This is a genomic window from Thermodesulfobacteriota bacterium (assembly GCA_026415035.1).
In the GTDB taxonomy this organism is placed as follows: Bacteria; Desulfobacterota; BSN033; order BSN033; family UBA1163; genus RBG-16-49-23.
Genome location: JAOAHX010000010.1, coordinates 1 through 14,591, shown reverse-complemented (window position 1 = coordinate 14,591; position 14,591 = coordinate 1). Strand labels below are relative to the sequence as shown.

The following is a 14,591-nucleotide window of genomic DNA, read 5'->3' as shown; positions in this document are numbered from 1 at the left end:
TCCCCCGATAACTTACAATAAAACGGATGCTCGTCGATAAACCGGTCCTCCTTGCGAATCCTCCGATAAGATTTTATCCTTGCCTCGCCCATGGGGAAACAAAATGAAACAAGAGATAAAGATGCACTTTAAAGACGATCGGGTCTACTACGGGTGGTATATCGTGGGGGCGGCCTTCGTCATCCTCTTCTTCAATGCGGGCGCCCGGTATGCCTTCGGGGTCATGTTCAAACCGATGATCAGGGAGTTCGGTTGGGGCCGGGGAGCGGTCTCCCTTGTCTTCTTCGTGAACATGGTCGTCTTCGCCCTCACCCTCCTTGTGACCGGAAAGCTCTATGACCGCTATGGCCCCAAATGGGTGATCGTCCTCTCCACCCTCTTCCTCTCGGCCGGTTTTGCCCTGACCTCGGCCATCCAGTCCTTGGGCCAGTTTTTCCTCTCCTATGGAATCCTGGCTGCCATCGGGGTGGCAGGCACCGCGGTCCCCTTCATGGCCACGGTCACGAGCAAATGGTTCGAAAAGCGCCGCGGGCTCGCGATCAGCCTGGCCCTCTCGGGAAACTCCCTCGGCCATTTTGCACTGGTGCCCCTCTTCAGCCTCTTTACGCTGACGTATGGATGGAGGACGCTCTACCTCACGATCGGATTGGTCATCCTGATGGTCAATCTCCTGCTCGCCTTCCTCGTCATCCGGGGCGATCCCCAGCAACTGGGCCTGAAACCCTTCGGACAGGAGGAAAAGAAGGCGGGCCTCAAGGGAGATCCCATTCCTTCCACAAGGCCAGAGGACTTCGGTTTGAAGCAGGCGATGAAGACCCGCTCTTACTGGCTCTTTGTGGCGATCATGTTCATCTGCGGCGGAGGCGACTACTTCGCCACCACCCACCTCATCCCCCTTGCTACGGACCACGGGGTTTCGCCCCAGACCGCAGGAAACATGCTGGGCTGGTATGGTTTGATGAGCCTGGCCGGGATTTTGGTGGCCGGCCCCGCGGCAGATCGGGTCGGGAATAAGATACCTATCTTTTTCACCTTCCTGCTTAGGGTCTTTCTCTATTTGCTGGTGCACCAGGTTAAGACCCTACCCTCCCTTTTCCTCTTTGCCTTTCTCTTTGGGTTTACCCATCTCGTCACCGCGCCTTTGACCCCTATGTTGATCGGGAAACTCTACGGAGTGAGTTCCCTCGGCCTCCTCACCGGCTTTGTGAACACAATCCACTTTTTAGGTGGAGGTTTCTGGGCCTATCTCGCCGGCCTCATCTTCGATCTCACCGGAACCTATCAACTGGCCTTCGTCCTCCTGGCATGTGCTGCTGGCCTTGCCGCTCTTTTCAGTCTCGGCATTGTAGAAAGGAGGCATGTTCTAACGCACAATAGACCTTTCATTGCATAAAGTTAGAAAGTTTGGTAGTATCTTCTCGTCCCCATGGAGCTGGCAAGAAACAATGGACCGAGAAAGGGTTCTCAGCCTTTTAAAAGAGATTCTCGTCATCGATTGAAAGATTATCTTTGCCTATGTCTTTGGTTCCCTTGTGAGAGAAGAATCGTTTCGGGATATCGATATGGGAATCTATATCGAAAATCCCCTGGATTCGGAAAGCGTCTTCGTGGTTACCTCCAATCTGAAGGCAGAATGGTATAGCCATCTCGGGGGAGAAGGCTACGATTATACGGTGGACCCATTGGACGAAGAGGGGATCAACGACGCCCCCTTTTCCTTTGAAAATACCGAGAATCCGCTGGACACCACGCCGTGGTCCCACTGGGATGAGGATTGACGTAGGAAAGGCAGAGAGAGGCCTTTGCCACAGGACCTTGTCAAAAGGGAAGATTTTCTGCAAAAAAGGGATTTGGGCATCTTTGGGAGGGCTTCCAAAGGTTGTTCCGATGACTAAAATGACCTGAAGGACCAATAGCTTAATCCTTGTACACCCGAGGAGGAACACATGCTACCGGCATCCGAGGTCAAAGCAGGGATGGTTCTTTCGATCGATCAGTCCCTCTACAAGGTTTTATCCGCAGAATATCATATGGGGGGAGGAAAGATGGGGGGCCTCGTCCATGTAAAGCTCGAAGAGATTCGGTCAGGGCTTCTCATGGAACGAAAATTCAAACCGGATGAAAAGTTAAAAGAAGTGGAACTCGACCGAAAGACATTGGAATTCCTCTACGAGGATTCGGAGGGGGTGGTCATGATGGATCCTGAATCTTTCGAGCAAATTACCCTTCCCAAGGCTCTCATGGAATCTTTCTCCCCCTTCCTCCAACCCAACATGAGATTCCCCGTAGAATTTCTGGAAGAGGAGCCTGTCCATATCATCTTTCCTGAGTGGGTGGAACTGGAAGTCGTCTCCACGCCCCCGAGCCTCAGCAGCCTTCCCGACGAGGTCTACAAACCCGCAACGCTCTCCAATGGCATGCAGATCCAAGTGCCCCAGTTCATCAAGGAGAAGGATGTTGTGAAAGTTTCCGTCGCCACGAAGAAGTACCTTGAGCGAGTGAAACGCTGAACGATCCAGCAAAGCTCCTTCTGTGAGATTTTACAAGTCTAACCTACCTCAAGAAAAGCCATCCTGTTTGGAAAACCCGATACTATCGGATTTCCTCTAACCCTCCCTCCGTTTCCTTCCGAGGGGAGGGCGGAGCCAAACTAAAACCGTTTATTTTTGGTCGGTTACTGGAAGAAGGAGACAGGGAGAAAAAGAAGGGGGATGAGAGAATACTTCCTTTTTCTGACCTTCCCGGAACGGGAGGCCATGAAAGGTTTTCTCCGATGTTTGGCAAAAGTCAACCCTGGATTTCAGGAAGTCTAACGATAAAGCTCTGAGATTTTGAGGGATTCGGATTTTATCCAGTCCCGGAGCATTTTGGGCTTCAGAACCTCCACATCGCTTCCGTGTTTTAAGATCTCCCTTTTTACCTCAGAAAAGTCAGAAACAGGGAAGCTGATTTCAAGGGACCCATCCTCATGGAGTGTGGTCTTCTGATCGCGGTGCCAGATCTGGGACCGGATCCATTTCGACTTTTCAGGGGTGAACCGAAGGGTCACCTCTTGGACGGCCTTTCCCTTGTAGAGGCCGAAGGTGGAGAGGAAGTAGTCTCTAAAATTGAAATTTGAAGGGATTTTAAAAGATTTTGGCAAGACCGTGGCATTCAAAATCCGGTTGAGGGCGAAATCTCTCACCTCGCCCCTGAGATGGCAGTACCCGATCAGGTGCCAGGTCCCCATATAATTGAGGAGATGGTAGGGCTCGACCGTCCTCTCGTTCTTCTCCTCGGAGGCCGGCGAGTAGTAGGTGATGCTCAAACGCTTCTTCTTCAGGCAGCCCTCCAGAACAGTTTTGAAGACGGGCTCGGGAGTCGGAGAATATTCGATGAAGTGGAAGGAGAAGGTCTCTTCGATCGCATCTGGAGAAATGGAGTGCCTCTGGAGGAGATTGGTGATCTTGTCGACGATGGAGGAGATTTCAGGGCCGCTGGTCCCGCCGCTGATGTCCTTGAGGATCTTTCTTGCGATGAGAAGGGACGAAAGCTCCTCGGTAGAGAGATAGATCATCGGGAGGGAGAAGGTTTCGTCGGTGTAAAAATATCCTTTCCGGCTCTTGTCGTAACGAAAGGGGCAGAAGAGCCTGTCTCGCATGAAATCGATATCCCGCTGGGCCGTCTTTTGGGAGATCTCGAATTGGGTCGCAAGACGGCTGGCATTGGGATACTTTTTTGACCGCACCTGATGGTCGAACCAGATGAACCGTTCATAGACGTTCTTCGACCCCATGGCCGATCCCACCCCCTCCAGGAATGTTGGAATCGAACCTAACATACCGAAAAGGAAAGAAAAAGTCCAGATTTAATTTTTCTCAGGTGGGGTTTTACTGGGATGAAAGGGAATCCAGAGGATCCTGATAGGGAAAGTATAAAAAAGATCGGCCTTAAGGAAAAGAATCGAGGTCAAATTGAGAATGGAGATGGTCGGGGCGAGCCGATTTGAACGGCCGACCTCCTGCTCCCAAGGCAGGCGCGCTGACCAGGCTGCGCTACGCCCCGACAGCTTCTTCGGGGAACGACTTTTTTTAACATATCCGGCCGGAGATTCCAATGCCCCTTCCGTCCGCGAGCCTCTTCAAGAGGCGGCGCAGTTTTCGGAGCGCCTTTCCCCGGTGGCTCACCCTGTTTTTTTCCTCGAGGCTCAACTGGGCCATGGTCTTTCCATATCGGGGGAGAAAGAAGAGAGGATCGTATCCGAACCCCCCCCTTCCGACCTCTTTTAAACCGATTCTTCCCCGGCAGGAACCTTCGGCGACCGCCTCCTTTCCATCCGGCGTGGCGACCGCCAGGACGCAGACGAACCTCGCCCACCGCTTCGAGAGCGGAAGACCTGCCATCTCCTCGAGGAGTTTTTTGCGGTTTTCCCAATCCGTCGCACCCCTTCCTGCATATCGGGCGGAGTAGATGCCGGGCCGGCCGTTCAAGGCGTCGACCTCCAGGCCCGAATCATCGGCGAGGGCCATTTTCCCGAAGAGGTTTGCATAAAACCTCGCCTTCTTCAGGGCGTTTTCGGCAAAACTCTTACCATCCTCCTCCACGTCGGGGACGGCCTTGAACTGGTCCAATCCATAAACCCGCAAAGGGAGGTCCCTCAGGAGGCGCCGGATCTCCCTCAGCTTTCCCTGGTTCTTCGTCGCGACGATTAGGTCTAATCGTTTCCGGCCGATGGCACATCCTCCTCGAGAGATTTTCGCTGGATCTGTAGGAGCTTTTTGATCCCTTTCTCCGCTACCCTAATTAAATCATCCATCTCTGATTTGGAGAAGACGGCGTTCTCCGCCGTCCCTTGGACCTCGATGAACTTTCCAGAGCCTGTCATCACGATGTTCATATCGACCTCTGCCCGGGAATCCTCCTCGTAGTTTAAGTCGAGGAGGATCCGGCCATCCACCTTGCCCACACTGACCGCGGCCACGGCGTCGAGGATGGGGATTTTTGGGATCGTCCCTTTTTCGACCATTTTCCGGAAGGCATCGACCAGGGCCACGTAGGCCCCGGTGATCGAGGCGGTCCTCGTCCCCCCATCGGCCTGGATCACATCGCAGTCGATCCAGATCGTCCGTTCCCCGAATCCAGAAAGATCGGTCACCGATCGAAGGGATCGGCCGATCAATCGCTGGATCTCGAAGGTCCGGCCGCTTCCCCGGTTCGATTCTCTTGGGGTCCGGGTGGTGGTGGATCGGGGAAGCATCGCATATTCGGCCGTCACCCATCCCTTGCCCGTATTTTTCAAGAAGGGCGGGACCCGCTCTTCAAGGCTGGCGGTGCAGATCACCTTGGTGGCGCCCATCTCGATCAGCACCGACCCCTCGGGATGTCTCAGGTAATTTCGGACGATCTTCACCGGCCGTAAGGCCTCGGGTCTTCTTCCATCGGATCGTTTCACAGGACCTCTCCTTCGTGATCGGGTGTCTCCCTTGCCCCTTTATCGAAGGGAAAGGGGGTAAAAAAGTTATGCAATATGGAGTTCCATATGTCTTCGCCACTCCTCGAGGGTTGCGGTTTTGATATAGGGTTTCGCCTCTTCCTCGGTCATGGTCGGGTTTTGATATCGGATGCCGAAGAATTTGCACATCGCTGAGAAGAGTTCGGTGTTGTCCACATTCCGGTTCAATCCCAGCTGCTCTGCCTTATATCCGTAGGCCAACAGGACTTGGTCCTCTCCCGTGTGATTGGTCGACGTAAAGCCCACATTTCCCCTCCGGAGCTGGGCAGGGCTCTCGGGCATCCCGTCTTTGGTCCTGGGGTAGATGCTGTGGGCCAGGACCATCCCCATCACCGCATCGGGTTGAATGAGGTAGTCTCCGTGGAAGGGTTTGTAATCGGGTTGAAGGGCGGCCTGGATCAGGGCGGCCTCTTCCTCTGAAATTTTGAAGGTGGTGAAGTGTTCGAAGACGTCCCGGATTTCCGTCTGGGTGCTTTCCCGCTTCAAATGGGTCTTGATGAGCTCGAAGGAGGCCTTGATGGGCCGATACTTTTTCAATGCCTCGGTCGAATCATTATACTCCGGTCCTGTTCCATTGATCCCCCAACCCGAGTTGCCGTGGTCCGAAGTGACGATGACGAGGGTCTTGGGATTGGCCCTCAGGTACTCGTCGATGACCGAGAGCGTCAGGTCCAGTTCGTGGGTGTCGAGGATGGCGGCCCAGGCATCGTTCGAGTGGTTGGCATGGTCGATCCGTCCTGCCTCGATCTGAAGGATGAATCCCTTTCGGTTCCGCGAGAGTTTTTCCAAGGCGACTCGTGACATCTCCGGAAGCAGGGGCTGTCTCTTTCCCAGCTCCGGCTGGTTGATCCGATCGATGTAGTAACTCATGTGAGAGGAACTGAATACGCCCAAGAGGGGTTTCGACGAGGAAAGGATCTCCGACGAAAGGAGCTTCTCCTTCTCTCGGACGACATCGTATCCCGCCTCCGAGAAGGCCTTGAAAAGGTCCTGCCTGTCCTTTCGTCTCGAGGGATCGAAGAACCTGCTCCCCCCGCCCAGAAGGACTTCAGGTTTGAACTTGAGATAATCGAGGGCAATGGCCTCCTCCTCATCCCTCTGAAGCTGGTGGGAGACCCAGGCCGCGGGCGTGGCATGTGTGACCCTGGTTGTGGTCACCAGACCGCAGGCATATCCCTGTTCTTTTAAAAGCTCCATGATGGTCTTGAGGGGTCGGCCATCGGGCAGGGAGGCCAACACCCGGTTTGCCGTCTTGCTCCCGGTTGCCCAGGCCACCGAGGCGGGCGCGGAATCGGTCACGATGCTCGAAAGGCTCTCCGTGGACATGTATCCGACTACCGATTGACCTCCCTTCCATTTTGAATAGAACAAGGTCCCCTTCTCCCCGAAGACCCTCGTCCTGACCTGGTGCATGGCCTTGATGACGCCTAAGGGCATCCCATCCCCCACCAAGAAGATCACCCCCTCTGTCTCTGAAGGGGAGAAGGGCATAGAGGCCCCGGCCGGAGGTTCCTTGGGGAGCATGGCGTAGACCGCCCCTGTGCCGAAGATCTTCAATACCTCCCTACGGCTAAGTCCGCCTATAGGTCTTCTTTTGTCTCTACGTGTTTCTTCCATGGCTCAACCTCCTTTCTCCTCCAAGAGAGAAAGATGGCCAAGAGGCCGATCCAGAGGGCCGCTTTCCAGACATCCTGGATGCCTTCAAGGGTGGGGCCCCTTCCCGCCGGGGTGGACCGTAGGGCCACCACCCACTCCGCAAAGGCCACCCCGATCACCATGCCCAAATTCCTCGAGAGGGCCAGAAAGCTCGAGGCGACCCCGACGTTCTGTCTGGGGAGGGATCCGATGATGGCACTGTTGTTGGCAGGGTTAAAGAGTCCGATCCCGATGCCGAGGGCCACCTGCCGGCACAGGATTTCGAGGTCGGTGACGTTTCTTTCCAGCCAAACAAAAGAGGTGATCATCAGAGAGATAACCATCAAGCCGAAGGTAGCCGGGACCCTCACCCCGATCCAGTCCGATAATTTACCGCCGATCGGGGCCATGACCATGATGGTCAGGGAGACCGGAAAGATCATCAACCCCACCGTCGAGGGAGAGAACCCTACAATATCTTGGAGGAAAAAGGGGAGGACGAAATTGTGGGCCCCGTTCATCCAGAAGGAGAGGAAGCTTGCTCCGATGGAGGAGAGGAAAAGGGGTTTTTTGAAAAGGGCCAAATCCACCAGAGGAGAAGAGGAGCGATGCTCGACGAGGAGGAACAGGCTTAAAAACAGGAAGGAGAGGACTGCCCATCCCCAAAAGAGGGGGGTGGGTCCCAAGGTCACTCGATTGAGAAAACAGAGGAGGCAGGTCATGAAGAGAAAGAAGAGAAGGGCACCCCAGAGATCCAATTCGACTCGGCCCAACCGGCCATCCCTTTTCAATAGGTTCGCCGAAAGGAAGATCCCGATCCCCCCTACAGGGAGATTGATGAAGAAGATCGAGCGCCAGCCCAGATGCTCGATGAGGAAACCCCCGATCAGGGGCCCCGTGACGAACCCCAGAGAGACGACCGAGCCGAGCATTCCGAGGGATTGGCCCCGGTCCTTTTCCGGGAAGGCTCTCGTCATGAGGGCCGGTCCTATCGCCATTAAGGCGGAGGCCCCGAGCCCCTGAACGATCCTTGAACCGATGAGTAGGTAGACGTGGGTGGAAAGCCCACAGAGAGCTGACCCCAAGGTGAAGACCGAAAATCCTAAAAGGAAGGTCTTTCCCTGGCCGCAAAGGTCCGCCAGTCGGCCCATCATCAGGAGGGATCCGCTGATGACGATGAGGTAGGCCATCACCACCCAGGCGACGGTTTTCATGTCGGTCTGGAGCGATTGGACGATCGTCGGCAGGGCGATCCCTACAATACTGGCGTCCAGCGTGGACATGAAGGCCCCGGTCGAAATGGTCAGGGTGGTCCACCATCGGCCATGGAGGTCAGGATTTCCAATCACGGTGATACGATTAAAACCGATTTCCCCTGACGATGCAAGCCGCCGGGGGGAGGGAGATCCTTTGGAAACGGTCCTGGCCGAAGGGTTGCTTTTCTCAAAAAAAATATTCTAAAATATTACGGTTAGGCTTTGATTGGAGGCCGATCCGATAACGAACACGAGGGATGCCTTGGCAAGATGAACCAGGAGAAGCTTCTCTATTTTAAAGGCTATTTGGAAAGCCAGCTTCGAGATCTGCTCATCGAGGCGGGGAAGGCCTGTAGCGATATGCGGAACAACCGGGAGGGAGATTTTCCCGATCCCACCGACCGGGCCTCCTTGGAAGCGGACCGTAACTTCCTTCTCAGAATCAAGGACCGTGAGAGAAAGTTGATTTTGAAAGTGAAGGAGGCCCTCGATCGAATCGACAACGGGACCTTTGGCATCTGCGAATCCTGCGGGAGGCCGATTTCCGAAAAGAGGCTTCTGGCCAGGCCGATGACGACCCACTGCATCGAATGTAAAACCGAGCTGGAGGAGAAGGAACGGAGAGAAAGGCTCCGGGGAGGACGACTGAAAAAGTTTCCATCCTAAACCCCTACTCCTTGCTCCTGATATCTTTCCCTTATGCCTGAATTGAGAAAGGATCCCATCTATGGACGATGGGTGATTATTGCCACGGAACGCAGTAGACGTCCTTCCGATTTTGCCCCTGAGGAGAGGAGATCGGTCGGAGGATTTTGCCCTCTCTGTGAGGGAAACGAGGATCGGACCCCTCCGGAGGTATTCGCCTTCCGGGAGAACGGAACGCCGCCCAATTCGCCCGGGTGGCAACTGCGGGTTGTGCCAAACAAGTTTCCCGCCCTCCGGATCGAAGGGGACCTGAACCGGGAAGGAGAGGGCATCTACGACAAGATGAACGGGATCGGAGCACATGAGGTGGTGATCGAAACCCCGCTCCACAACGAGACCTTAGCCACCCTTCCTCTGGGGGCGGTGGAGAAGGTCCTCGTCGCCTATCGCGAACGGATCATCGACCTCCGGCGGGACCGGCGGCTTCGATACGTCATGGTCTTCAAAAATTACGGGGCCGCTGCAGGGGCCTCGCTGGAACATCCCCACTCCCAGATCATCGCGCTCCCCATCATCCCGACCAGGGTCCGGGAGGAGATCGAGGGGGCAAAGGGCTATTTTCAATACAAGGACCGATGTGTCTTCTGCGATATCATCCGGCAGGAGCTTCGCCAGAAAAGTCGGGTCATTACCGAAAACCGCGGCTTCGTCTCTTTGGCGCCCTTCGCCTCCCGCTTTCCCTTCGAGACCTGGATCCTGCCGAAACACCATCAGCCCACCTTCGAGAGGACGGAGGGAGAACTTTTTGGAGAGGCGGCAGAGATCCTCTCCGATACCCTTCGCCGATTGAAACAGGTCCTCGACGATCCTCCCTACAATTATATCCTTCATACCTCTTCGTCACCCGAGCAGGATCAGGATTACTACCATTGGCACATAGAGATCATGCCCAAGCTCACCAAAGTGGCCGGGTTCGAATGGGGAACCGGATTCTATATCAATCCCACCCCGCCCGAGGAGGCTGCGGAATATCTGCGGGAGGCCAGGTGAACGTCGATGTCGAGCCACCCCCATGGTTATGACCTCCTGAAAACGGCCCTCACCCTTTATGGGTCCTCTCTTTCGACGGAAACGAAAGTCGAAACCTTGCTTCGGTCGATTCAAGAGACATTTCCTGCTGAAAAGGCCATCTTCATGGCCCCCGAGAGGATCCCCCAGGGCGGTTTACTCTCTTGGATCGCCTCCAGGGGCGTTCCCTTATGGGTGGATGCGATGAGGCCCTTGCTGGGAAAGTCGCTCCTTCCGGAGGAAAGGGACCTTCTCTGTCCCAGCTTCGGCTGCATCCCCCTCACGGACAAGGGTCTCTTCAAGGGGATCTTCTATATCGGTTTTAGGGAGCACCGGACCTTTTCTCCAGCAGAGATGGAACTTCTGCTCCTCCTCTCGGAATCGATCCGGATGATCCTCCGAGACCATCAATTCGGCCGGCTGGTGGAGGAGACCAGTTCCGAATTGAGCGCCCTCCAGGAGATGGGAAAGGCCCTCACCTCGACCCTTAAGCCGGAAGATCTCTTTGGCCTGATCCTCACCACGGGCCAGAAGATCCTGAAGGCCAGGGGCGGGGCCTTGAGAATCGAGGAAACCGGGACAGGACGTTTGAAGATCGTTCGCCAGATGGGAGCGTTTCACCAAACCTCTTTCGACGAGAGGATCGCCCGCCGCGTCCATTTTAGCCGCATGCCCCTCTGCCTTTCCCGAAAGGGCCGGGGGAAGGCCTTTCAGTCTCTCCTCTGTGTCCCTCTGATCTCAGAGGGTCGGAGCTTTGGCACCCTTTCCTTCTATGACAAGGACTCCGAGCCCTCCCGGTTTGATGCGGGGGACCTTCAGCTCCTTCTGGCCATGGCCAGTCAGATGTCTTGTGCGATCAAGAATGCGATGACCCATCAAGAGATCGCCGCCATGGCGAGGGACCACGAGAGGAACGTGGGCAAGCTCTCCACGCTCATGGAACTGAGCAAGGCCCTCCTCACAACGGTCCATTTCGATCGGATCGTGCATATGACGTTGACGGCCGTCACGCTGGGCGATGGTCTTGGGTTCAATCGGGCGATGCTCTTTCTCGTCAATGATAAAGAGCGGGTTTTAGAAGGAACCATGGCGGTCGGACCGGACAGCCCGGAAGAGGCGGGCCAGGTCTGGGCGGCCCTCTCCCAATGGAAGGGAAGCCCCTCCGAACTCCTCACCCAGCTTCGGCCTCTAAAGGATCCCCCTTCCGGCCTCCACGCCCTGGTCAAGGGGATTCGAATTTCCCTGGAGCACGAACAGTGCATCCTCTGTCGCACCGTCCTGGAGGGCCGGCCCTTTAACATCCGCTCCTCTGAGGATGAAGGAAAGTGGCTTCAAACCCGATGCGAGAGAGGTTGCCAACTCAGCACAGAGGTGGGTTGTTATGTGAGCGAACAGCTGAGCCGCGAGCCCAAGGTCTACTCCTTTGCAACGGTTCCTCTTTGGGGAAAGGGAAGGGTGATCGGGGTGATTTTGGTGGACAATCTGTATAATCGGAACCCGATCACTGATGAGGATATCCGTTATCTGACCATGTTTTCGAATCAGGCAGGGTTGGCCATCGAAAATGCCTTGCTCTATAGAAAGTTAGAGGAGGTCCACCGAGAGCTGAAGGAGACCCAGACCTTTCTCGTCCATCAGGAGAAGATGGCGGCTTTGGGAGAGCTTTCGGCCTCGATCGCCCATGAGATTCGGAATCCCCTCGTCTCGATCGGAGGGTTTGCCCGTCGTCTCGAACGATCCCTCTCCCCTCAAGCCTCCGAAAAGAAGTATGCCCAGACCATCATGAGAGAGGTGGAGCGGGTCGAAAAGATCCTGAGCCATATCCTCACCTACACTCAAGAAGAGCCGGTCGTGCTGAAGGCCCTGGACCTCCGGGAGGTGATGGAGGAGAGCCTCTCCATGATGGCGGAGGAGCTGCGGAGCGAAGGTCTTCAGCTCACCAAAGAGTACGCCGACCCCCTCCCGAAGGTGAAGGGAGATTATTACCAATTGAAACAGGCCTTCTATAATCTCATCAGCAATGCCTATGAATCGATGAACGGGAAGGGGAGGCTTTCGATACGCATCCATCCCTTCCATCAGAACGGAGCCCCTTCGGTCCGGGTCGAAGTGGAGGACACCGGCGCGGGCATTCCGCCGGAGTCGCTCCACCACATCTTCAATCCTTTCTACTCGACCAAGGAGAACCGCCTGGGCCTGGGCCTGCCCATCCTCCATAAGGTGGTGACCTTCCATCACGGGCAGATCGAGGTGAACAACCATCCTGGGAAGGGAGTGGTTTTCCTCCTCACCTTTCCGGCACAACAGGAGTAAGGGCCATGAGGAAGATCCTGGTGGTCGACGACGAAGAGAGCATCCGCCTCCTCTATAAAGAGGAGCTCGAGGACGAAGGGTTTATCGTGGAAGTGGCCAAAGATGGCCTGGAGGCCCTTCAACAGATCCCCCTCTTCAAACCGGACCTCATCACCCTGGATATCAAGATGCCCGGCCTCAATGGAATCGAGACCCTCAAACGGATCCGAGAGATCGAAAGGCATGTGCCTGTGGTGATGTGTTCTGCCTACGGGGAGTACAAGCAGGATCTCACCACCTGGGCCTCCGATGCCTATGTGGTCAAGTGCGCCGACCTGACCGATTTGAAGAATACCATCCGGAGGCTGTTGAAACTCTCATGAAGGTCAAAAAAGCGGTCATTCCAGCCGCAGGTTTGGGAACCCGGTTTCTGCCGGCGACGAAGGTCGTTCCCAAGGAACTTCTGCCCATCGTGGACAAACCCTCCATCCAGTACATCATGGAGGAGGTGGCCTCGGCAGGCATCGAGGGGGTGATCCTCATCACCGGACGGGAGAAAGGCTCCATCGAAGATCACTTCGACACCTCGGTGGAGCTGGAGAACCATCTCGCCAAAAAAGGGAGGGCCGACCTTCTGAAGATCGTCCGGGATATCGCCGATATGGTGACCCTCGTCTCGGTGAGACAGAAAGAACCTCTGGGCCTGGGCCATGCCATCCTCTGCGCCAAGAGGGTCGTCGGGCACGAACCCTTTGCGGTCCTCTTAGGCGACGATCTGATCGACGCCCCCACCCCCTGTATTCGGCAGATGATGGAGATCTACCAGGACCTCGATGGCGCCCTCGTCGCGGTTCAGAAGGTCCCCAGGTCGGAGACACACCTCTACGGGATCATCAAGGGGAAGAAGGTGAGGGACCGGCTCTATGCCGTGGAAGAGATGGTGGAGAAACCCGAAAGAGGAACCGCCCCATCCAACCTGGCCATCATCGGTCGATATATCCTTCCTCCCCAGATCTTCGAGATCCTTGAGAGAGTGAAGCCGGATCGTCGGGGAGAGATCCAGTTGACCGATGGTCTGAAGGAGCTCAGCAAAGAGGTTCCCGTCTACGGATATGAATTCTTCGGCGACCGGTATGACGCTGGTGATAAGTGGGGTTATCTTCAGGCCAATCTCTCCTACGGATTAAAACACCCGGAGATCGGTCCGAAATTGAGGCGGTATTTGAGGGGGTTGTCTTCTCAATACCGATAGATTATCATAGTTGCAAATCCTGCGGCTGGGGCAGCCCCCTCAGCTGGGAGAGCGGTCGGATCGACAGGTCGGGGGTTTAAATCTCCGGTGTTCTTAGAAGAGAAGAGCGGGTAGGGTTTTTTAGAATTTTTGAAATTCGGTGGGGCAGTAGCTCAGCTGGGAGAGCGCCAGAATCGCACTCTGGAGGTCGGGGGTTCAAATCCCCTCTGCTCCACCAAAAAAAGGGGTGAGAGACATTTCTCACCCCTTTCTGTTCGATACCGTAAATCATCGGGGGGAAGGCTTAAAAAGAATTCTCTCTCCATTCCATTACCTGGGCGTTGATCTGTTGAAGCGTCTCCTTTACTTTGGAATCCAGGGTGGTTCTGTCAAACCCTTCTTCTGAGGTGGCATTGATTTCGACGACGATTTTTGGAGGCAGTCCTTTTTCCTTTAATGGGCGAATGACCCCGTTGATTACCGAAGATAATTTGTCCCAGGGGATGATGGCCCGGAATCTCAAATTTCTGACCTTGCCTTCTCCTTTTGCTGGCCTAACCCCGACCTTTTTCTTTTCCCCCTCTTCGATTCCTATTGGCGGACCCCCTTCTTCTCCCCCTTCCTTTTTCGCTTCTTCCTTTAGCTTTTTGGCCAGTTCCCCCCGAATGACAATGGATTCCATCTTCGGGGTTAAAGGTTCTGAGTAATATATGGTTGTATCTTCTTTAACTCCGAGAAAGCCCGATTTCACTCCCTCGCTGATCGCTTCATAAATGACTTTCTCGCTTTCCAGGAGCGGCATTCCAGGGGTTTTTAAATGCAAATCATAGATCTCCTGGAGAGATTTCTCATGTTCACCTTTCCCGAATGCCTTTTCCAGTATATATTTAGCTGTAATCTTTGGGAGGATCTTTTCCTGGTCCTTTAAATATTGCAGCACCCGTCCCGAAATACTGGGGTCGCTCCCTACAGT

The 14,591-nt window shown here is 55.0% G+C and carries 14 protein-coding genes and 2 tRNA genes; 9 read left to right on the top strand and 7 right to left on the bottom strand.

Features of this window, described 5'->3' with window-relative positions:
• Window positions 1-121: 121 nt before the first annotated feature.
• The 3 genes from N3G78_07560 to N3G78_07550 all read left to right on the top strand — a co-directional run bounded on the left by N3G78_07560 (window position 122) and on the right by N3G78_07550 (window position 2,510).
• Window positions 122-1,393, top strand: a complete 1,272-nt coding sequence (locus N3G78_07560) for an MFS transporter (GenBank protein MCX8117767.1) — start codon at window positions 122-124, stop codon at window positions 1,391-1,393.
• Window positions 1,394-1,562: 169 nt separating this feature from the next.
• Window positions 1,563-1,778, top strand: coding sequence for a hypothetical protein (locus N3G78_07555; GenBank protein ID MCX8117766.1), 216 nt, complete (start codon window positions 1,563-1,565; stop codon window positions 1,776-1,778).
• Window positions 1,779-1,946: 168 nt separating this feature from the next.
• Complete coding sequence (locus N3G78_07550) at window positions 1,947-2,510, top strand: elongation factor P (protein MCX8117765.1); 564 nt, start codon at window positions 1,947-1,949, stop codon at window positions 2,508-2,510.
• A gap of 299 nt (window positions 2,511-2,809) precedes the next feature.
• On the opposite strand, the gene N3G78_07545 is transcribed toward N3G78_07550, so the two are convergent.
• The 6 genes from N3G78_07545 to N3G78_07520 all read right to left on the bottom strand — a co-directional run bounded on the left by N3G78_07545 (window position 2,810) and on the right by N3G78_07520 (window position 8,475).
• The gene (locus N3G78_07545) at window positions 2,810-3,787 is read right to left on the bottom strand and encodes a WYL domain-containing protein (protein MCX8117764.1); all 978 of its coding nucleotides are present in this window, start codon (window positions 3,785-3,787) and stop codon (window positions 2,810-2,812) included.
• Window positions 3,788-3,966: 179 nt separating this feature from the next.
• A tRNA-Pro gene (locus N3G78_07540) sits at window positions 3,967-4,044 on the bottom strand.
• A gap of 26 nt (window positions 4,045-4,070) precedes the next feature.
• Window positions 4,071-4,712, bottom strand: coding sequence for an XTP/dITP diphosphatase (locus N3G78_07535; GenBank protein MCX8117763.1), 642 nt, complete (start codon window positions 4,710-4,712; stop codon window positions 4,071-4,073).
• On the bottom strand, window positions 4,694-5,431 hold the full coding sequence (gene rph, locus N3G78_07530) for a ribonuclease PH (protein ID MCX8117762.1): 738 nt from the start codon (window positions 5,429-5,431) through the stop codon (window positions 4,694-4,696). The genes N3G78_07535 and rph overlap by 19 nt, the downstream gene beginning before the upstream one ends.
• Before the next feature lie 66 nt (window positions 5,432-5,497).
• A complete protein-coding gene (locus N3G78_07525; GenBank protein ID MCX8117761.1) occupies window positions 5,498-7,108 on the bottom strand; it encodes an alkaline phosphatase in 1,611 nt (536 codons plus the stop codon).
• Window positions 7,072-8,475, bottom strand: coding sequence for an MFS transporter (locus tag N3G78_07520; GenBank protein MCX8117760.1), 1,404 nt, complete (start codon window positions 8,473-8,475; stop codon window positions 7,072-7,074). The genes N3G78_07525 and N3G78_07520 overlap by 37 nt, the downstream gene beginning before the upstream one ends.
• 177 nt (window positions 8,476-8,652) lie before the next feature.
• Between N3G78_07520 and dksA the strand changes: the two genes are divergently transcribed.
• From dksA to N3G78_07490, 6 genes are all read left to right on the top strand, one after another.
• The gene (gene dksA / locus N3G78_07515) at window positions 8,653-9,048 is read left to right on the top strand and encodes an RNA polymerase-binding protein DksA (protein MCX8117759.1); all 396 of its coding nucleotides are present in this window, start codon (window positions 8,653-8,655) and stop codon (window positions 9,046-9,048) included.
• Between the two features lie 33 nt (window positions 9,049-9,081).
• A complete protein-coding gene (gene galT / locus N3G78_07510) occupies window positions 9,082-10,077 on the top strand; it encodes a galactose-1-phosphate uridylyltransferase (GenBank protein MCX8117758.1) in 996 nt (331 codons plus the stop codon).
• A gap of 6 nt (window positions 10,078-10,083) precedes the next feature.
• Entirely contained in the window at window positions 10,084-12,408 is a 2,325-nt protein-coding gene (locus N3G78_07505; GenBank protein ID MCX8117757.1) for a GAF domain-containing protein, read from the top strand.
• Window positions 12,409-12,413: 5 nt separating this feature from the next.
• Window positions 12,414-12,770: a response regulator gene (locus tag N3G78_07500; protein ID MCX8117756.1), complete on the top strand. Its 357-nt coding sequence runs from the start codon at window positions 12,414-12,416 to the stop codon at window positions 12,768-12,770.
• Window positions 12,767-13,639 (top strand): UTP--glucose-1-phosphate uridylyltransferase GalU, encoded by an 873-nt coding sequence (gene galU, locus N3G78_07495; protein MCX8117755.1) that lies wholly within the window; start codon window positions 12,767-12,769, stop codon window positions 13,637-13,639. Before N3G78_07500 ends, galU begins: the two co-directional genes overlap by 4 nt.
• Window positions 13,640-13,780: 141 nt before the next feature.
• Window positions 13,781-13,856 (top strand) — tRNA-Ala (locus tag N3G78_07490).
• 66 nt (window positions 13,857-13,922) lie between these two features.
• Here the strand turns inward: N3G78_07490 and N3G78_07485 are convergent.
• Window positions 13,923-14,591, bottom strand: a 669-nt coding sequence (locus N3G78_07485; protein ID MCX8117754.1) for an ATPase, incomplete at its 5' end; no start/stop codon positions are given.

Bases quoted from the DNA above. Each gene is read 5' to 3' on its own strand.
- N3G78_07560 (MCX8117767.1), top strand. From the start codon at position 122: ATGCACTTTAAAGACGATCGGGTCTACTACGGGTGGTATATCGTGGGG.
- N3G78_07555 (MCX8117766.1), top strand. From the start codon at position 1,563: ATGGGAATCTATATCGAAAATCCCCTGGATTCGGAAAGCGTCTTCGTG.
- N3G78_07550 (MCX8117765.1), top strand. From the start codon at position 1,947: ATGCTACCGGCATCCGAGGTCAAAGCAGGGATGGTTCTTTCGATCGAT.
- N3G78_07525 (MCX8117761.1), bottom strand. From the start codon at position 7,108: ATGGAAGAAACACGTAGAGACAAAAGAAGACCTATAGGCGGACTTAGC.
- dksA (MCX8117759.1), top strand. From the start codon at position 8,653: ATGAACCAGGAGAAGCTTCTCTATTTTAAAGGCTATTTGGAAAGCCAG.
- galT (MCX8117758.1), top strand. From the start codon at position 9,082: ATGCCTGAATTGAGAAAGGATCCCATCTATGGACGATGGGTGATTATT.
- N3G78_07505 (MCX8117757.1), top strand. From the start codon at position 10,084: ATGTCGAGCCACCCCCATGGTTATGACCTCCTGAAAACGGCCCTCACC.
- N3G78_07500 (MCX8117756.1), top strand. From the start codon at position 12,414: ATGAGGAAGATCCTGGTGGTCGACGACGAAGAGAGCATCCGCCTCCTC.
- galU (MCX8117755.1), top strand. From the start codon at position 12,767: ATGAAGGTCAAAAAAGCGGTCATTCCAGCCGCAGGTTTGGGAACCCGG.